Origin of the sequence: Vibrio nigripulchritudo ATCC 27043, from assembly GCF_000222685.1 — a bacterium.
Lineage (GTDB): Bacteria > Pseudomonadota > Gammaproteobacteria > Enterobacterales > Vibrionaceae > Vibrio > Vibrio nigripulchritudo.
This window is the reverse complement of the sequence record NZ_AFWJ01000277.1, coordinates 1-18,723: the sequence shown is the minus strand read 5'-3', so window position 1 is coordinate 18,723 and position 18,723 is coordinate 1. Positions and strand designations below refer to the sequence as shown.

Here is an 18,723-nt window from a genome sequence, read left to right as displayed (position 1 = left end):
AAGTCGTTATTTAGCTAACTAGAGTTGTCGATTAAGCATATGTAACTAATAAGCACTAAATTGAATAATGATCAACAAAACCATAAATGTTTTCACATATAGTTCTAGTCACACTTCCGGCTAGGTTCAATATATGACGAAAACTCTTGATGCTAATGGGCAACCCCACAATACAAACTTCAATTCTAAACGAAATAAGCAAAAGGCTTTCCAAGCTCTCGCTGGTATTGTAAGAGGTATTGATGCAGATAAAACCCTAAACGATACAGAAGTATTATTTTTAGATACTTGGCTAAAATCAGATAGTGAATACAAAGAAGATAGCGACTTTCTTGACTTGCAAGATCTAATTGAAGATGCACTACAAGATGGAGTTATAGAACAAGAAGAACTACATGAAATTCAACTCTTGATAGGGGATGTTCGCGATTATGGATATCAATGTAATGGTGGCTATGAAACGCTGGTAAACCAGTTACTCGGTTTTTTACAAGGTATTACTTCCGATGGTTATTTGAATGACAAAGAGTTAGAAGCTCTAACCTCCCTCATCAACGACCATCCTACTATTCTAAACACATGGCCTGCGGACGTTATAAGTAAAAGATTGCAAATTGTTTTTGAAGACGGTGTGGTGGATGACAACGAACGTTCTGAGTTGTTGGAAATGTTTAAATCAATATGTGGTCAGCAATTTTTAGAGACGGGAAGCGCTGAATGTGGAGCGACCGACTTTTTCGGAGAACCTATTGAATTAACAAATCTATCTGAAAAAACTGTCTGTTTTACTGGTAAGTTCTTGGGAGGAAATAGAAAGTTGATGGAATCTCTAGCCAAAGCTAACGGAGGGATTGTGCGCTCAGGTGTAACTAAAGATCTTGATTATTTAATTATCGGATCTATGGCAAGCAGAGATTGGAAATTCAGTAGTCATGGCAGAAAGATAGAAGCCGCACTAAAAAACCAGAATCAAGGAAATGGCACTCATATCATTAATGAAGAAACTTGGATGAAATTTGCGGGATAAATTGTTCAAGTGTTGTTGTGGGAGATTTTCTTACGAAGCATCTCCCAAAACATTCAACGTCCCGGATGGTTCAACACGTGATCTTCCCAGTCCACCACATCTATTTCATACACCACTTTATTGCGTACGCTTTCTCCAGCAGCATGCATGGCAGATTTAGAGCCAGTGATCAGTGGATGCCATTCGGGTAGGTTTTGACCTTCAGCCAGTACCCGGTAGGAACAGGTTTCTGGTAGCCAGTGGAATTCGTCAATTTTGTCGCGAGTCAGCTTCAGGCACTCTTCACCGGATTGAAAACGATTCGGGTAGTCCTTGCAGCCGCAGGTTTTGTCGTTTAGCCAGCTGCATGCCACATTGGTGTAATAGACTTCGTCAGTATCTTCGTCCATCAGTTTGTGCAGGCAGCATTTTCCACAACCGTCGCAAAGAGACTCCCACTCTTTTTCTGTCATTGCTTCCAGCGATTTTGTTTCCCAAAAATGTGCCATGATTTTACCTGCTAAATGTTCACGCCTTAACCGAATGCGTTAAGGAGGCGTCGTTATATCCGTTCAGCACCAGTAGTGCAAGTGATTTAAATCTCTTCCTAGCACGCCCCTCTCTTTAATCGTCGACACTTATCATTATTCTTTGTTTCCATATAGCAACAGTTATTTGATTAAATCCCTATATATCAACAAATGAGCACTCTTTATTATCCCTCCTGACAATTAAATCAACAAATAGGAATTCAAATGAAAAAGCATTTACTCGCTGCTACTGCCTCTCTAATTTTAAGCCAGCAGGCAATGGCTGCACCAACTTTGAGTGAAAGGCTCCCCAATTTGCCAGGTGCAGAGTCCGTTGTGTTCGATGAAAACAAAGGGGTGTACTTCGTATCTCTTCAATCGGGTAATGAACCTGGAGATGGATCCATCGTCGCCCTGAATGCGGATTATCAATTTGTCGCAACAATCGTCAGCGACTTAGACAATCCAAAAGGGATCGCACTAAAAGACAACCTTCTGTTTGCCAGCGATATGAAAGCCCTTCTAGAAATAGATTTAGCAACCGGAAAGGTGGTAACGCACCACGCTGAAAAAGCCGAATTTCTTAACGACGTCGAGATTGACGCAAATGGAAATGTCTATGTGTCTGATATGTTTACATCAGCTATCTATAAGCTGGAAAACAACACCATGTCGGTTTGGATGGATACACCGGAACTAGAAAATCCTAACGGACTAAAGTTTATAGATGGCGATTTATACGTCGCTGCGTGGGGTTCTTTTAACGATGGCGCCCCACTTAACGCTCCTTTTGGACGTTTGCTAAAGGTTAACCCAGAAACTAAATCCATAAAACGTGTGACCGAAAAACCGTTTGGGAACTTAGACGGCATTCAAGTAAATGAAGATGGGAACCTGTTGGTATCCGACTGGAAACAAGGGGTTATATTTACCGTTTCAACCCAAGGAGAGATTCAAAAAACCGTTGACTTACCAAGGGGCTCTGGCGATATCTATTACTCCAAAAATCAAAAAACGCTTATGGTGCCAATGGCTTTAGAAGGCGAAGTGCTGGTTTACCAATACTGATTTGAAATTAAGAAAGCGCTGTGTGAATAAGCACGGCGCTTAAACTGCATCAAATTTGTTTTTTATGAATTCAATGAAGGTTCTTAGTCTTTTGGGCTGATATTTATCTTTATGATATATGGCAGAAAGCGGGATACGAGGTATGCGCCATTCGGTCAATACGGGAACCAATTTTCCAGCGTCAATCATGTCTTGGCAATACATTGCAGGCACCCGAATAATGCCGTTCCCAAGCAACGCTCCTTGAATCAGTGCTCGACCATTTTTGCAGACCAAATGTCCTTCTACAGTCACATCAATTTCGTCACTGTTACTTTCCTTGGACTGAAAGCTCCATCGATTAACTGACCCGGTTAAACAACGATGTTCAATGAGTTCTTTCGGATGAATAGGTGCTCCGGTTTTGGCAAGATATTGGGGGCTAGCCAGCGTTACTATCTCAACGTTCAATAGCTTACGCGCAATAAACCCTGCATCTTGCAAATCGCCCATTCGGAAGGCAACATCAAAATCATCGTCTATCAAGTCAACTCTGTGGCTGGTGAAGTCCAAATGCACCTGTATATCTGGATAGGTGCCCATAAACTCACTGGCGAAAACCGCAATGATGTCTTCACCAATCAACCCGCCGACACAGTTAATCCGAATAAGCCCTCTCACGTCTTCAGTATCATCCACGGCGGCCACTAATGCTTGGTCAATCTCTTTTAAAGCGCTTTCACATTGCTTAAAAAAACGTTCACCCGCCTGAGTGAGCTTTAATGTTCTGGTAGTACGTGTCAGTAACGTCACTCCCATCTGAGTTTCCAATGCGCTAATCTGCCTTGAAACATGCGATCGCGATACGGAAAGCGCATTTGCTGCCTTGGTAAAGTTGCCTAGTTGGGCAATCAATACAAAAGAGCGAATATCCGCGAGATTCACATTGTTTATCATAAGAGCACTTACCTACCAATTGTTGCTATGGTGCAATAGTAATTGATGCCGATGTTATCAACCAATCTTTTCTGGTACTATCCCGCTCCTGTTTTCACTGAGAGGTTTTCTGATGGATTGTCGACTAGGCTGCGGAGCATGCTGTATTGCCCCCAGTATTTCTTCGCCTATTCCAGGAATGGAAAATGGGAAACCCGCAGGCGTGCGTTGCATTCAGCTAAATGAAAACAACCTTTGTAAATTGTTTGGTAAACCCGAACGCCCAAAAGTCTGTCACCAGTTTAAGCCTTGCCCTATTGTGTGTGGTTCAACAAACCAAGAAGCCATCACCAATATTACTGAGCTGGAAAGATTAACCTAATCCCTCTTTAAAGATTTACCTCTGATTAGAATTCATCCGATCAGCTTTGACTATTCCAATTCGTTGAATCACAACCAGAACTTTATAAATATCTAACTGTCATTAATACCATCAATTAAACGTGGAATCAGTCACAAGAATATGAGACTGGACAAATACCGGAGAACACATGACAAAACCCAGCCTCTTCATTTCTATTTTGTTGTCTTTAGTCGTACTTTCTGGGTGCGCTTCAATGTCGGCAGAAGAATGTCAAACCACTCACTGGGGAGATCTTGGTTATCAGGAAGGTCAAAGTGGCGCGAATCCTACTGTGATCAGTGATTATGCGAAGGATTGTGGTGAAAACGGCATCAGTGTAGACAAAGCTGCATGGCAGAAAGGATACAACCAAGGGTTGATTCTGTACTGTTCACCTGCCAATGGTTACCGTGAAGGAGCAAGTGGAAGAACCTACCATGGCGTTTGTGACAACCAGCAGTTTGTCGCGCAATACCAACTAGGACGTCAACAATATCTAAAAGAGCAAAGGTTAGAAAAGATTGAGCAAGAGATTTCAGACATTGATTTGAAGCTTAGCAACAAACAAGGTCTGGATGAAGACGAAAGAAAGCGCCTGAACCGCGTACGTGACAGTTTGGTCAGTGAACGTGGTCAACTGCTTAGCACTCAATATCGATTTGAACTCAATCTGTAATAGAAAACCCCAATAGCCAGTAAACCAACTATTGGGGTTTGTTTTAACTGCGGTAAGAGATTTAAAGCTTTTGTCGACCCATTAGTGAGTGAGACAGAGTAGTCCCATCAACCAGATCCAGCTCGCCTCCCATCGGGACGCCGTGAGCAATACGAGTCACATCCACATCATGAGCATGACAAAGCTCTGCAATGTAATGTGCCGTGGCTTCGCCCTCTACTGTCGGGTTAGTGGCGAGTATCACTTCCGTAATGTCTTTCCGTCTTAATCGAAAGTCGAGAACATCCAATCCGATGTCGCTAGGTCCGATACCATCCAGAGGGGATAGATGCCCCATAAGAACGAAGTAACGTCCGGAATACTGACCTGTTGCTTCAACAGCAGCAATGTCAGATGGGCTCTCGACTACGCAAAGCTGACCATTTTCCTGGCGCTTTGGATTTAAACAAATATGACAGGTTTCTTCTTCGGTGAACGTTCGGCATTCACTGCAATGACCAATCTCTGTCATTGCCTGAGACAACACCTCTGCTAACTGAAGACCGCCTTTTCTGTCTCGCTGTAACAAATGAAAAGCCATACGCTGTGCCGATTTGGGACCCACCCCAGGCAGACAACGTAAGGCTTCCATCAATTGTTCCAGCAAATGGCTGGTACGCATATATGTATTCTTCTATGAAGATTTAGAAAGGCATTTTCATGCCTGGTGGCATTTGCATTCCACCAGTGATCGACGCCATTTTCTCTTTTTGAGTTTCTTCAACACGGCGAGATGCGTCATTGAATGCTGCTGCAATCAAATCTTCCAACATCTCTTTGTCGTCTTCCATCAGGCTGTCGTCGATGTCTACACGACGTACGCTGTGACTACCAGTAATAGTAACTTTAACTAAACCAGCACCGGATTCACCGGTTACTTCCATGTTCGCAATTTCTTCTTGAAGCTTTTGCATGCGTTCTTGCATTTGTTGGGCTTGCTTCATCAAACCGCCCATACCGCCTTTACCAAACATTTCTTTTCTCTCTGGTTTATCTAGGTTGTGGTTTCTTGATGGGGTCAAAAGTCAGTACTTTCAATCCCAGCATCTGTGTGTTCTCTGGAAATCAGATTGGTCTCACGCTATCACCGTCTATTTCTGCCGCAAATCGAGCCTGAATAAACTGAACATGAGGATCCTCGGCTAAACTTTCATGCGCTTGCTGAAGCTTGCCCTGATAAAGTTTGTCTCTGATTTCGAGTGGAGATTCCCCGTCTTCGCCAATTTTGACAATAAGCTCACACGGCTCTCCAAGCGCTGTTGCCAACGCATCTGATAAATCTTTTTGCGCCTTTTCTGTGTTGAGGTGCGCTTGCGACGCCCTCAAGGTCAGATGAATGGTATTGCTTTCTTTCATGTAAGACGAGTTGAGTGCTAACTGCTCAACCAGTTTTGCCGTATCCAGCTTTTGGATCAGGGCAGACCATTCGTCTGCATCTACAGACTCTTCTACCAGCTTAGCTGCCATTTCTGGGGTTTTGGTGTGTTCCAGCGCTTTTTTAATTTGCGTCGGTGTCAGTTCGGTTCTCTGCGGCTTAACCTGAGGCTTGGATGGTTTCCACTGATAAGGCTCATTGGACACTTCCTTTTTCTCGGCGGTGGCTGCCGCTGAACTTGCTGGCGACACCTGCCCAGCCGGCGCGAACTGAGCGATGCGCTCTGCTGCTGACTGTTTTTTCGCTGCGGGTGCCGCGTTAACCTTTTTTGACGAACTGCTTGTTGGCTTCGAGTTCTGCCCACCAGGATTACGTTTGCTTCGAAGTTGATGTCGAAGACCCGAAAGTGGGCTTGCTGACGACTGAGGAGCTGGTTCTGAAGGCTGCTGAGCCGCGCTTTGTTGAACTGGTGCACTAGGCGCTGGCTCTGACGCAACAGATTGTGAGTAAGCAGGATCATCGTATTGAGGGGGCATTGAATCCTGTTCAATATCTCCGTAATTCGGCATATCACTGTAATCCGGCATTGGCTCACTGTGAGACTGAGGTGCTACTGGCTGTTGCTGTTGCTGTTGCTGTTGCTGTTGCTGTTGCTGTTGCTGTGCAGTATTTTGTCGCGCTGCTTCCAGTTTCTCACGTGCCGTTTCTGCAGGAGAGACAGGGGGATGAGAAGCTTCAGGTTGAGCAACTGACGGTTGAGGCGCTGCAGATGCCGCAGGCTTCACTTCAGCAGGTTGTACTGGTGCTTTTGCACTTGGCACAGATGCCGTTGCAGACTGCGCATTCAGTGGTACAGCCTGAATGGATGCTGGTCTGAAGGCGATTAACCGCAACACAATCATCTCCGCTCCCATCTTAGGAGTCGGTGCAATAGCGAGATCTTCACGACCTTTAATCACCATTTGATAATACAGTTGGATTTCTTCTGGTGTCAGAGCTCGTGATAGCAACTCAATCTTTTCAGCATCTGGCTGAGCTTTATCCAGTGTGGCAGGCAATGCCTGGTACATCGCAATTCGATGAAGCTGAGTGGCGAGCTCTTGTAGCAAACCATCCCAATCGACACCAATTTGCGCAAGGTGGTCCAGCGCATTCAGAGCAGCCTGTACCTGATGAGAACTGATGGCTTCGAGCAAATGGATCGCCTGATCAGTATCCAGTGTACCCAGCATATTCGCAACGGTTGCGGTATCAATTGAACCGTTACCAAGCGCAATAGCCTGATCGGTGAGGCTGAGTGCATCACGCATACTTCCATCTGCTGCATGGGAAATCATCCCAACCGCGCGCGCTTCGGCAGTAACTTGCTCATGAGCCAAGATATGGTCGAGCTGCTGATGGATATTATCAACACTGATCGGTTTGAGATGGAACTGCAAACAACGTGAAAGAATAGTCACTGGCAGCTTTTGCGGATCGGTGGTCGCCAATAGAAACTTCACGTATTCCGGTGGCTCTTCCAGCGTTTTAAGCAACGCATTGAAGCTGTGGCGAGACAGCATGTGAACTTCGTCTATCAGGTAGACTTTGAATCGACCGCGCGCCGGTTTGTACTGAACGTTGTCCAGTAGCTCTCGCGTGTCTTCTACCTTAGTTCGGGATGCGGCATCTATCTCTAGCAGATCAACGAATCGTCCTTCGTCGATTTCCTTACAGGTAGAACATTCCCCACAAGGGGTTGCTGTAATGCCTGTTTCGCAGTTTAGCCCTTTGGCAAACAAACGACCAATCGTTGTTTTACCAACGCCACGCGTACCGCTAAATAGATAAGCGTGATGAAGACGATTCTGATTTAAGGCATTTTCCAGTGCCGTCAGCACATGGCTTTGACCCACGACTTCATTAAACTTTTGCGGACGCCACTTACGTGCTAACGCTAAATAACTCATTCACACTTTCCAATTACGAATGAATGTGAAGAAGGGCTTAGTGCCCTTCAAATTCACAGATGCTGTAAACATTCAGACCAAATTCTTTCAGGCGAGTTTCACCGCCAATTTCTGGAAGATTGATAACGAATGCTGCATGTTCTACTTCACCACCAAGCTGACGGATCAGTTTTACTGTTGCTTCAATTGTACCGCCTGTTGCCAGCAGGTCATCAACGACCAGTACTTTGTCACCTTCAGAGATGGCATCAGTATGGATTTCCAGAGTGTCGGTTCCGTACTCAAGTTCGTAAGACTGAGCCACCGTTTCACGTGGCAGTTTGCCCGGTTTGCGAACAGGCACAAAGCCCACTCCCATTTCCAAAGCCAAAGGAGCACCAAAAAGGAAGCCACGTGCTTCCGTACCCACAATCTTGGTGAATCCCATGTCTTTGTACTTTTCTACCAAAAGCGCAATCGTTGCACGGTAGGCATCAGCATCTTCCATCAAGCTAGTTACGTCGCGGAAAAGGATTCCCGGTTTTGGGTAATCTGGAATGCTTTTGATGCTCGCTTTGATCTGGGCGATGGTTTCAGTAGTCATAGTGTTAATCTTTAATCTCTGGCGTTTTCACAACAAACGCACATTGTAATACCCCAGTTAACATGTTTCTGCGAACTGGAAAAAGAAAATGAAATCCGCTTTGAGAGCGGCGCTTAATGTTAGTGATTTTCTTCTTTATCAGCAACAGGCTCAAGAACAGGGATCCGAGAAAACCAGGCTAACAGAACACAAAGCAATACTAACAGCATAGCTTTTACCCAGATTATTGGGGCAACGATAATAGAGACAGTAAAGCTGATCACGATAAACACATAGGCTCTTCGTTTCACTTTGGGCTTGAGAGCGCGATGCTGCTGCCAGTCGTTAAGAATAGGACCAAGCTTGGGATGCGTATGAAGCCAGTGGTAAAACTTGGGGCTACCACGTAAAAAACACGCACTGGCAAGCAGTATAAAAGGTGTAGTAGGAAGCAAGGGAAGCACGATACCAATCACTCCCAAGACGAGAGCAACAATCCCCAAAGCGTTCCACGCGGTACGACGAATACTGATAGCAAAAACACCCAGTTAACGAATTTCTTTCCCATCATACCGCGCCTCACACGGATGCCAAAAACAAAAACGGTTTCCAGAGCGGAAACCGTTTTACAGTTCAAGATTCATAAAAATCTAATATCCATTGAATACTCGAATCCAAGTCAGTGTTGCGGGCAGCGTTGGAATCAGTAGCACAGCGATAAAACCTAAGAAATATAAAAAATTGTATGGATCTTTGTAATTTTCGTGTTCCGACATGGCTCCGTTTTTCTCCTCGTTTTATAAGACGAATGACTATATAAAATGCGCCAGCCAGAAAAAACACACAAACAGAAAGGTTATTTCACCTTCGCAACAACGATCTCACTTTTCTCTTACATTTCGTAACAGGTATCGCTATTGAACGTTGCCCTGGTAAATATCCAGACAAAAACTGCTGGAGCCCACCTTACTGAGTGTTAACTGACCACCGCTATGCACTTGCAAGTTGGAATGGGCTTTGTGGCGAGTGTTCCCCTCTCCCAGTTTGATGCCATCCAGCAAGTGAATATTTTGACCTCCACTTGACCACACACTTTCCAAGCCTGCGGAGACCACTTCTAACGAGCTGTCCGTCATATCGACAACACCGAACAGTGCATTGATAGAAGACGCATATTCAGAGCACGCTATGCCTTTCTCTACCGCCTCTATCAGGTGATTGAGATCGATGGTATCGCTCTTGTTGTTTCGGAGATGGTCATTGAACAATGCCCTGACCAGTAAAGTCGTCGCGACGGATTGGGAGCCCCCAGAAGCGGCATCAACCAGATAGAAAACAAAGTGACCGTCCATAACCCAGGCGTAATCAAATACCAGAGGTAAGGATTCAGAAGACTGAAGTAAACGGTAAGAACACTTCCATCCCCCGACTTTTGTATCCCTCTCGGGCAAGAGGGCTTCCAGCAGGTCGCGCGCCATATTTGGGTTGCTTTGCAGGTGTTCAAGATGCCAGTGAAGTTCTTGCTCTTCAGGTAAATCACCCGACTCATCGACCCGGAACCACTGGCTCGCAAAATCGCGCTGCTCCGAGTCGTTATCTTCGGCGTCTTCTAATGTGTTGCTGATCGCTTTTTCCAGATGATTCATATCAGCAATAGGTTTGGACAGAAAGTCTTTAATGCCGAAACGCAAAGCTCTCGCTACGTCGGACATTTCTTCGGTCGCAGATACAACTATCATTGGAAGCGAAGGGTACTCCCAGCATACTTCCTCAACAAATTCGATTCCGTTCAAAACGGGCATAGAGATATCACAAATAACCAAGTCAGGCACTTCGGTACGCAGTTGCTTGAGACCGTCGAGACCGTCCTCTGCCTCCATAACTCGGTAACCGTTGGACTCCAGATAGCTGGTAATCAATCGGCGAAAGATAGTGTCATCATCAACGACCATGACAGTGGGTTTGTCTAACGCAACCCCCTTTGCCACCTGATGTTGCAATACGCTTGATTTAATCATGGATCTAACCTCAAAAAATAAAGAAAGCTTCCTAAATGAGTCTTATTATTTTTTTACTCATTAACATAAAAAGTAGTCAGTAAAGTGCGTTTCTACAACTTTCCAAATGTTATCCGTGCCGCAAATTGCGTTAAGCGATGGGCTATCTACGACACAAAATCGTTGACTTAAAACAACCTTCTTCTGAAAAGATGCGTTACACTAATTCTCTTGCATTTTTTGTGTGTCTTATAAATGAAACTTGATGATCTCAACCTTTTCCGGCAGGTAGTCGAGAATGGCAGCTACACTGCAACGTCGCGTAAAACCATGATTCCGGTCGCGACCATCACCCGTCGTATTCAGGCACTGGAAGACTCCCTGAACCTGCGATTGTTGAATCGCCACGCAAGGAAACTAACCCTTACCGAAGCTGGCGAGCGCTTCTATATCGAATGTTCCCCATTGCTCAAACAACTGGCTTCAAAAGCCGAAAATATTTCCGATGATTGTCGGGGAGCGGCAGGAAAACTGAAGATATCTGCCCCCGCCAATATCACCAAAAGAATGATCATGCCGTTGCTGAATCAGTTTATGGCGGAGTACCCTGAAATTCGCATTGAGCTGACCACAACAAATCAGGCTGACCAACTTGACCCAACAGAATGGGACGTGATTTTCAGAGTCGGTCCACAACGTGACTCTAGTCTCATTGTGCGCAAAATCAGTTCAGTGAAAGACATTCTGGTAGCCAGTCCGGACTACCTGAAACTGCATCGACCTCTGCAACATGCGGAAGATTTACGCGAACACGCTCTGCTGAAAGGTCACCCTTTAATGCGCTGGCAGTTAAACAACAGCGAAGGCGAAACGGTGATCATTAATGAACGTGGTCGACTAGAAGCCAGCGAGCTTAACGTTGTAAGGCGTGCCTGCTCTGCCGGGCTTGGTATTACTCTTATGCCCAACGTAATGCTGGAAACCTACATCAAAGACGGAAGTCTGGTTCGAGTGTTAGATGGCTGGAGTGCCAACCCAAGGGAAGTGTACATGCTTTACAATCACAAGGATCACCAACCTGAAAAGGTTCGTCTGCTGATTGATTTCTTCAGTCAACATTCCATGACTTAGAGACAAAGAAAAAGCCAGAGCAATGCTCTGGCTTAGTTATTCTTAGCTGACCTAAAAGTGCTTACGCGCCTTCGTTGTGCAGCTCTAGGTTGGCAAGGTCCTGCTGGATTTCGCGCTGAATTTTGGCGTCATCATTACGAAGACCATCCAAGAAGTCCAGGTATTGCTGGTCTACATCGCCCGTCACGTATTCGCCGTTGAATACGGAACTTTCAAATCGTGCGATGTCTTGATTGCCTGTACCAACAGCCGAAACCAAATCTTCCAAGGTTTGGAAAATCAGAGCGTCAGCACCAATCATCTTACAGATTTCTTCGTTATCGCGGCCGTGTGCAATCAGCTCATTAGCACTTGGCATATCGATACCGTAAACGTTCGGGAAGCGTACTTCTGGAGCCGCTGAAACCATGTATACATTCTTCGCACCAGAATCGCGAGCCATCTCAATGATTTGCTCTGATGTGGTACCACGTACAATGGAATCGTCTACTAGCAGAACGTTCTTACCCTTGAACTCAGAACGGATAGCATTCAGCTTACGACGCACTGATTTCTTACGCTGTTGCTGACCCGGCATGATGAAGGTACGACCTACGTAGCGGTTTTTCACAAAACCCTGTCGGTATGGCTTGTCGATAATCTGCGCGATTTCCAGTGCAATGTCGCAAGACGTTTCTGGAATCGGGATAACCACGTCGATATCCAAGTCGTCCCACTCTTTCTTGATCTTGTCGCCCAGTCTCTTGCCCATCTCAACACGAGCACTGTAAACAGAAATCTTATCGATGAATGAATCAGGACGAGCAAAGTAAACAAACTCGAAAATACAAGGATTGGACTGAGGGTTTTCCGCACACTGCTGTGTGAACAGCTCACCTTCAAAAGTTGCGTAAATGGCTTCGCCTGGCGCTACGTCACGAACAAAGTCAAAACCGACTGCGTCCAATGCTACAGATTCAGAAGCTACCATGTACTCGGTGCGTCCGCTTTCCAGTTCGCGCTTGCCCAGACAAAGTGGACGAATGCCGTTAGGGTCGCGAAATGCAACCATACCGTGACCGATGATCATTGCCGCTACTGCGTAAGCGCCGCGGATTTGTTTATGAACGTTCGCAACTGCACTGAAAACGCTGTCTTTGGTCACTTCTTTCGTCAGGTCAACTTCATGAGCAAGGATGTTGAGAAGTACTTCAGAGTCAGATGTTGTGTTTACGTGACGACGCGCTGTTTCGAAAAGGCGGTCGCGCAACTCGTGAGCGTTGGTTAGGTTACCGTTGTGGGCAAGTGTAATGCCGTATGGAGAGTTTACGTAGAAAGGCTGTGCTTCTGATGCGCTTGAACTACCCGCAGTTGGGTAACGAACGTGACCGATACCTACAGTACCTTGCAGGCGTTGCATGTGTTTGGCTTCAAATACATCTTTAACTAGACCGTTCGCTTTTCTCAAACGAAAACGATTGCTTTCTATGGTAATAATACCAGCGGCATCCTGGCCACGATGCTGTAGTACAGTCAATGCGTCATAAATTGACTGATTTACAGGTGTTGTACCCACGATTCCAACAATACCACACATGTCATAATCCTCGGTTTTTGACAGTAGCTGGCACTACACAGTGCCAGACAAAAAGCTTGAAGTTTCTTTTAAGTGCTCGAAAAACGGCGCTATGATTCGGCTGAATTCAGGAATCAATTGCGAGTTGATCCACCACTCTGAATTTGGCAATGCAGTGAATGCATCAATAAAAAACAGCACAGCTGAAACAATCAGAATCCCTCGTAATCCGCCAAAGACGATACCCAAGATTCTGTCGGTTCCAGACAGACCCGTTTTTTGCACCAGTTGTCCAATAACATAGTTGACTAACGAGCCAACAACCAATGTAGCGATGAACAAAGCTGCGATGGCGGCTCCGTTTCGAAACATATCATCTTGAATATTGGTAAAGTACACCGCCAATTTGGCGTAATAGTGACTGGCGACAAAAAATGCGCCAAACCAAATCACAAGAGACAATGCTTCTTTCACAAAGCCACGAATCAGGCTGATCACAGCAGATAGCCCGATTACCCCTAAAATGACAAAATCTATCCAGTTCATTCTGTTCTACATCTTAAGTTGGCGCGCATTTTAACAGAAAAAAACGCGACGCAAACGTTTTCTTATGGATTTAGTGGTTTAAATTTCAACAGTTGACCTTTGGCTCCGGTGATTTTTTCTAATTCCTTGATTTGCTTTTCCAATTTCGGTTTAGAAACATCCGGTCCAATGATAACTCGTGAAAATTCGTTTTCTTGCTTGATATGAGCCTGATAGCCTCGTTTCTGAAGGTCTTTGACCAGCTTTTTTGGCGTTTTCGACGTTTTTAAGTGCCATCAGTTGTATGATCCAAGCGCTATCTGCATAGTCGTTCTTCTCAGCGACGGGTCTTGGTGTCACTTCTATTTCTTCTGGCTCAGATTCGGTTGATGCAACGGTAACGGACACCGGGCTATCTGGAAGCACCAGATCATCCTCAACAGGTTCCAGCACTTCAAAGACTTCCATCTCTCCTTCCAATTCAGGTTTGATTGGTATGGGGGCAAGTTCTTCTTTGTAGTGCTGCTTTTTCCCGTCCAGCAGGTCTGGCAAAACAATCACGCCAACAGAGACCAGCAAAATGGTCCCCACTAGCCTGCTTTGAAACTTACTCGCCATTCTGGCTCCTTTCTTTCTCCCAGTATTCCAGTACAGCACCTACCGTATGGAATGAACCGACAACGACAACAACGTCGTCTGGTTTTGCCTGCGCCTGAGCGTTTACAAATGCATCTACTGGGTTGTCAAACTTGCCTGAATATGAAGGCAAATGTGTAATTAATTCGTCAACTTTTGCGGCTCTTGGTCCTTCAAGTGATGCCGGATACCATTGTGTTGCAACAGGAGCCAAAACTTTGAGTGTTTCCTCAATGTCCTTGTCATGCAACATGGCAACCACCATGTGAATCTTCTTGTTCGGGTGCAGTTTCGTAAGCTGCTCAACCAAGTAGCCCGCCGAGTGAGGGTTATGCGCGACATCCAGCAAAGTGAGAGGTGAAGAAGACAAGGTTTGCATTCTGCCTGCCAGTTTTGCGCCTTCCAGCCCTTTTACAACGTTAACGTCTGATATATCTAAATCTGCACAACCGAGTGCCATCAGCGCCGTAGCGGCATTTGGCAAAGGTAAACCTGGTAGTGGAAGGTCATCTAAAATGAACTGCCCTGAGCGCCATTTCCAGCGGTCACCTTCAACAGAATAGTTGAATTGAATTTCCACCTGATGAAGTTTGGCGCCGATATCATCGGCATGAGCAGCAACGGTCGCTGGCGCTTTGGGCTGACCACACACCGCAGGTTTATTACTGCGGAAGATCCCTGCCTTTTCGTAGCCAATAACATTGATGTCATCACCCAACCAGTCCACATGGTCTAGAGCCAGACTGGTAATAACGGATACATCATGGTCCACCACATTGGTCGCATCAAGACGACCACCAAGCCCGACTTCTAAAAGCACCACTTCGACTTTTTCTGTCTGGAACAGGCGAAGTGCAGCCAGAGTCCCGTACTCAAAGAAGCTTAAGCTGATCTCTCCACGTTGTTTCTCGATAAAATCGAACGCTTCTGCGTGTTTTGCTTCTTCCAATTCAGCGCCATTAATTCGGACGCGTTCTGTGTAGCGAATAAGATGAGGAGAGCTGTAAACACCGACTGAATAGCCAGCATCCAGCAAAATGGCTTCCATCAGTGCACAGGTGGAACCTTTGCCGTTGGTTCCTGCAACAGTGATGATTGTCGGAGCGGGTTTGGTTAGTTCAGCTTTTTCTGCGACGGCTTGGACACGATCCAAACCAAGGTCGATAGCACTGGTATGGATGTTTTCTAAATAATCAAGCCACATCGACAGAGGTGATGTGGCTTGTGGTACTTGATTTTGACTCATTAAACTCTTAACTGATTCTTAAGCGGCTGTTTAATGAATACTTTACTCTTTTTCGTCAGGAACTGGTACTTCGTATTGCTCTTCATTTGGAGAATCGTTAACCGATACCACCAATGGAGACGTCTGGTTAGTCAGTTTTGCCAACAAACCACCGATACGTTGACGCATTTCACGACGATCGACAATCATATCGATCGCACCATGCTCCAGTAAGAATTCACTGCGTTGGAAACCTTCTGGCAGATCTTCACGAACAGTCTGTTCGATTACACGGCGACCAGCAAAACCAATCAGAGCTTTCGGCTCACCGATGTTAATGTCACCCAGCATTGCCAAACTTGCTGATACACCACCCATTGTCGGGTCGGTCATCACAGAGAAGAAAGGCAAACCTTTAGCAGAAAGACGCTCTAGTGCTGCACTGGTTTTCGCCATTTGCATCAGAGACATCAAAGCCTCCTGCATACGCGCACCACCACTGGCAGAGAAACAAACCAGACCGCAGTTGTTCTCGATAGCGGCTTCTACTGCACGAACAAAACGTGCACCAACCACAGAGCCCATGGAACCACCCATGAACTTAAATTCGAATGCACAAGCGACAACAGGCAAACCCAACAACTCACCTTTCATTACAACAAGTGCGTCTTTCTCACCACTGTTTTTCTGAGCAGCAGAAATACGCTCTTTGTAACGCTTGGAGTCTTTAAATTTCAGCTTATCTTGAGGCTCTAACTCAGTCGCCAGCTCTTCACGTTCACCTTCATCAAGGAAAGTTTCCAAACGACGGCGAGCGCCCATACGCATGTGATGGTCACATTTCGGACACACTTCTAAGTTACGCTCTAGTTCTGCATAGTACAGAACCTGCTCACAGGCGGTACATTTGGTCCAAATCCCCTCTGGAATGGATACTCTACGTGAGCTTACGATACTGCTTTTGTTTAAAATTTTTTCAAGCCAACTCATGGAAGACCTTTTCTATTAACTCTTCCGCCTCAATGCGAAAGATACAAATTCTGAATGATGCGTGAGGATTAAAACACAATATTCTCACACTGTGGATCAAAAACTGGTTGTACCTATTTTAAAGCAACAACAAAGTGCGATAACTCACAACTTTTCAATGCGTTTGGTGACCATAAAAACACCAATTCCCATTCGTTCTGTTTAGAGATTATCTGGCAGAAATATCGGTCCAATCGGTTCCCTAGGCAACTCAAACTCTTCAGGGTAGTCCACATCAACTAAGTAGAGCCCTTCCGCTTTTGCTGTTGCCCCGGCAAGCCTTCTGTCCTTAGCTTCCAGCAACCATTTGATCCATTCTGGTTCTTGGTTGCCGCGCCCGACCTCGATCAGGCTCCCAGTGATGTTTCTCACCATATGATGGACGAACGCATTCGCTTTAATGTCTATGACAACGTAATTGCCGTGTCTACTCACATTTAAATGCATGATATTTCGCCACGGGCTCCGGGACTGGCACTGAACTGCCCGAAAAGACGTAAAGTCATTTTCACCCAGCAGATACTGCCCGGCTAAATGCATTTTCTTTTCGTCTAAGTCGCCATGATAATGGCTGATGCCCGAGGATAAAATTCCTGGTCGATAGGCGTGGTTGTAGATCACATAACGGTAGCGTCTTGCGGTAGCAGAGAACCGGGCATGAAATTCATCCGGCACCTCTTTTGCCCAGCGCACAGCAATGTCTTTAGGCATGTTGGCGTTAACCCCCATGGTCCATGCCACCATTTTTCTTACTGCTGTTGTTTCAAAGTGAACGACTTGACCTGTTCCATGCACGCCTGCATCTGTTCTGCCTGCGCACTGCACTTCAACAGGATGGTTTGCCACAATAGACAGAGATTTTTCGAGTTTTTCCTGAACACTGGCTACTTCTCTTTGGCGTTGCCAACCAAAGTATTTAGCACCGTCGTATTCGATGCCTAACGCAATTCGCATAGTCGTTTACTTCTCAATTTCACGGGGTCGGAGAGTATATACCCAAGTTACCTCAAGATGCTAGGTATGCTGGGCAGTCACAATATGACCAATAAAAAACAGGCAGCGAGTCGCTGCCTGTCTGGTTTTACAATGTAGCTTAGTTTTCGTTTAACTTATCGATAAGTGACTTTGCTTCTCTTCTTACTTCGTCATCACCGTAGACGATGGCTTCTTCAAGAAGCTTGATAGCGCCATCGGTGTCATTCATTTCGACGTAAATCTTAGCTAAGTCGAGCTTGCCTGCCGCTTCACTGTTGCTGTCTACATCGAATGGTTCAACGTTACCTAAAACATCTGGGAATTCATCAAGACCGACATCCAGCTCTAGCGCTTCCGCGTCAGGGTCTGGCTTGTCTCCAGATTCGGCTTCTTCACGCTCAACCTGAGCCATCAGCTCATCGACACTCATGAATTTCTGATCAGCGTCTCCCTCATTTGATAAGTCAGGCTGATCTGCCCAGTCCTCTTCATCAACTTTAGGTTCTTCAAGCGTTTCAGCCGCTCCCCAGACTTCTTTCTCTTCATCTGGTACATCTTCAGAAATGGATGCCTGCTGCTCTGGTGTCAGATTAAAGCCGTTCCAGTCTTCACCCGTTTCCAGCATGGCATCGATATCCATACCTGCGCTGTCGACTACTTTGCTGTCTAGTGGCTCATCAAACCCACCTATTGCTCCCTCATCAGGTTCTGAAAGCAACGTAGCCATGGTCGCAGATTCATCAAACTGGCTTAGGTCGTCTTCTGTAACTGGCGCTGTTGGCGTGTCTTCAGACAAGGAGAATGCGTCTTGCAGCGCAGCGGCTTCGTCATATTCGCCTAAATCGGAATCATCAAGCTGAATGGATTCTGGTTCATTCTCTTCATCATCCGAAATTTCTGATACCAAATCTTCGGCAAGAGGAGCTGGCTCGTCTGCCATTGCATCTAGGGCAGCAGATTCATCGAACTCACCAAGGTCCGTATCATCCAGTTCAATCGATTCGAGCTCTTCTGAAGCAACGTCTTCTGGAACCGGCGTTTCAACTTCTGGCTCTAGATCTTCTGCTAATGGAGCTGGCTCGTCTGCCATTGCATCCAACGCTGCCGCTTCATCGAATTCGCCTAGG

The 18,723-nt window shown here is 45.8% G+C and carries 21 protein-coding genes; 5 read left to right on the top strand and 16 right to left on the bottom strand.

The window, feature by feature from the left end; all coding sequences use genetic code 11:
• The first annotated feature begins 133 nt into the window (after positions 1 to 133).
• The gene (locus tag RH89_RS20465) at positions 134 to 1,027 is read left to right on the top strand and encodes a BRCT domain-containing protein (RefSeq protein ID WP_004405987.1); all 894 of its coding nucleotides are present in this window, start codon (positions 134 to 136) and stop codon (positions 1,025 to 1,027) included.
• A gap of 53 nt (positions 1,028 to 1,080) precedes the next feature.
• On the opposite strand, the gene RH89_RS20460 is transcribed toward RH89_RS20465, so the two are convergent.
• Positions 1,081 to 1,515, bottom strand: a complete 435-nt coding sequence (locus RH89_RS20460; RefSeq protein ID WP_004405986.1) for a YcgN family cysteine cluster protein — start codon at positions 1,513 to 1,515, stop codon at positions 1,081 to 1,083.
• Positions 1,516 to 1,761: 246 nt separating this feature from the next.
• On the opposite strand from RH89_RS20460, the gene RH89_RS20455 reads away from it, so the two are divergent.
• Positions 1,762 to 2,604 (top strand): SMP-30/gluconolactonase/LRE family protein, encoded by an 843-nt coding sequence (locus RH89_RS20455; protein WP_004405984.1) that lies wholly within the window; start codon positions 1,762 to 1,764, stop codon positions 2,602 to 2,604.
• A gap of 39 nt (positions 2,605 to 2,643) precedes the next feature.
• On the opposite strand, the gene RH89_RS20450 is transcribed toward RH89_RS20455, so the two are convergent.
• Positions 2,644 to 3,540 carry a LysR family transcriptional regulator gene (locus tag RH89_RS20450; protein ID WP_004405983.1) on the bottom strand — a complete coding sequence of 299 codons (897 nt, stop codon included), beginning with the start codon at positions 3,538 to 3,540 and terminating at the stop codon, positions 2,644 to 2,646.
• Positions 3,541 to 3,652: 112 nt separating this feature from the next.
• Between RH89_RS20450 and RH89_RS20445 the strand changes: the two genes are divergently transcribed.
• Positions 3,653 to 3,901, top strand: coding sequence for a YkgJ family cysteine cluster protein (locus RH89_RS20445; protein ID WP_004405980.1), 249 nt, complete (start codon positions 3,653 to 3,655; stop codon positions 3,899 to 3,901).
• A 169-nt stretch (positions 3,902 to 4,070) separates the two neighbouring features.
• Positions 4,071 to 4,598: a DUF2799 domain-containing protein gene (locus RH89_RS20440; protein WP_004405979.1), complete on the top strand. Its 528-nt coding sequence runs from the start codon at positions 4,071 to 4,073 to the stop codon at positions 4,596 to 4,598.
• Positions 4,599 to 4,659: 61 nt separating this feature from the next.
• Here the strand turns inward: RH89_RS20440 and recR are convergent, their stop codons facing one another.
• The 6 genes from recR to RH89_RS20410 form a co-directional block, all read right to left on the bottom strand.
• A complete protein-coding gene (gene recR / locus RH89_RS20435) occupies positions 4,660 to 5,259 on the bottom strand; it encodes a recombination mediator RecR (RefSeq protein ID WP_004405978.1) in 600 nt (199 codons plus the stop codon).
• A 22-nt stretch (positions 5,260 to 5,281) separates the two neighbouring features.
• Positions 5,282 to 5,611, bottom strand: coding sequence for a YbaB/EbfC family nucleoid-associated protein (locus RH89_RS20430; RefSeq protein WP_004405977.1), 330 nt, complete (start codon positions 5,609 to 5,611; stop codon positions 5,282 to 5,284).
• Between the two features lie 91 nt (positions 5,612 to 5,702).
• Positions 5,703 to 7,961 carry a DNA polymerase III subunit gamma/tau gene (dnaX, locus tag RH89_RS20425; RefSeq protein WP_004405976.1) on the bottom strand — a complete coding sequence of 753 codons (2,259 nt, stop codon included), beginning with the start codon at positions 7,959 to 7,961 and terminating at the stop codon, positions 5,703 to 5,705.
• Positions 7,962 to 7,998: 37 nt separating this feature from the next.
• The gene (apt, locus tag RH89_RS20420; protein WP_004405975.1) at positions 7,999 to 8,544 is read right to left on the bottom strand and encodes an adenine phosphoribosyltransferase; all 546 of its coding nucleotides are present in this window, start codon (positions 8,542 to 8,544) and stop codon (positions 7,999 to 8,001) included.
• A 119-nt stretch (positions 8,545 to 8,663) separates the two neighbouring features.
• The gene (locus tag RH89_RS20415; protein ID WP_200767467.1) at positions 8,664 to 9,056 is read right to left on the bottom strand and encodes a YbaN family protein; all 393 of its coding nucleotides are present in this window, start codon (positions 9,054 to 9,056) and stop codon (positions 8,664 to 8,666) included.
• Positions 9,057 to 9,437: 381 nt separating this feature from the next.
• A complete protein-coding gene (locus RH89_RS20410; RefSeq protein ID WP_004405972.1) occupies positions 9,438 to 10,541 on the bottom strand; it encodes a response regulator in 1,104 nt (367 codons plus the stop codon).
• Between the two features lie 234 nt (positions 10,542 to 10,775).
• Here RH89_RS20410 and RH89_RS20405 point away from each other — a divergent pair, with 234 nt between their 5' ends.
• A complete protein-coding gene (locus tag RH89_RS20405) occupies positions 10,776 to 11,651 on the top strand; it encodes a LysR family transcriptional regulator (protein WP_004405971.1) in 876 nt (291 codons plus the stop codon).
• 61 nt (positions 11,652 to 11,712) lie between these two features.
• On the opposite strand, the gene purF is transcribed toward RH89_RS20405, so the two are convergent.
• The 8 genes from purF to RH89_RS20370 all read right to left on the bottom strand — a co-directional run.
• Positions 11,713 to 13,227 (bottom strand): amidophosphoribosyltransferase, encoded by a 1,515-nt coding sequence (gene purF / locus RH89_RS20400; RefSeq protein WP_004405970.1) that lies wholly within the window; start codon positions 13,225 to 13,227, stop codon positions 11,713 to 11,715.
• 33 nt (positions 13,228 to 13,260) lie between these two features.
• Positions 13,261 to 13,752 carry a CvpA family protein gene (locus RH89_RS20395; RefSeq protein ID WP_004405969.1) on the bottom strand — a complete coding sequence of 164 codons (492 nt, stop codon included), beginning with the start codon at positions 13,750 to 13,752 and terminating at the stop codon, positions 13,261 to 13,263.
• Positions 13,753 to 13,814: 62 nt separating this feature from the next.
• A complete protein-coding gene (locus RH89_RS30705; protein WP_425277043.1) occupies positions 13,815 to 13,955 on the bottom strand; it encodes an SPOR domain-containing protein in 141 nt (46 codons plus the stop codon).
• A complete protein-coding gene (locus tag RH89_RS20390; protein WP_004405967.1) occupies positions 13,903 to 14,349 on the bottom strand; it encodes a hypothetical protein in 447 nt (148 codons plus the stop codon). The genes RH89_RS30705 and RH89_RS20390 overlap by 53 nt, the downstream gene beginning before the upstream one ends.
• Positions 14,339 to 15,613: a bifunctional tetrahydrofolate synthase/dihydrofolate synthase gene (folC, locus tag RH89_RS20385; RefSeq protein ID WP_004405966.1), complete on the bottom strand. Its 1,275-nt coding sequence runs from the start codon at positions 15,611 to 15,613 to the stop codon at positions 14,339 to 14,341. Before folC ends, RH89_RS20390 begins: the two co-directional genes overlap by 11 nt.
• A 42-nt stretch (positions 15,614 to 15,655) precedes the next feature.
• Positions 15,656 to 16,582, bottom strand: coding sequence for an acetyl-CoA carboxylase, carboxyltransferase subunit beta (accD, locus tag RH89_RS20380; RefSeq protein ID WP_004405965.1), 927 nt, complete (start codon positions 16,580 to 16,582; stop codon positions 15,656 to 15,658).
• A gap of 201 nt (positions 16,583 to 16,783) precedes the next feature.
• Entirely contained in the window at positions 16,784 to 17,575 is a 792-nt protein-coding gene (gene truA / locus RH89_RS20375) for a tRNA pseudouridine(38-40) synthase TruA (protein WP_004405964.1), read from the bottom strand.
• A gap of 139 nt (positions 17,576 to 17,714) precedes the next feature.
• A partial coding sequence (locus tag RH89_RS20370) for a FimV C-terminal domain-containing protein (protein ID WP_004405962.1) occupies positions 17,715 to 18,723 on the bottom strand: 1,009 nt, incomplete at its 5' end.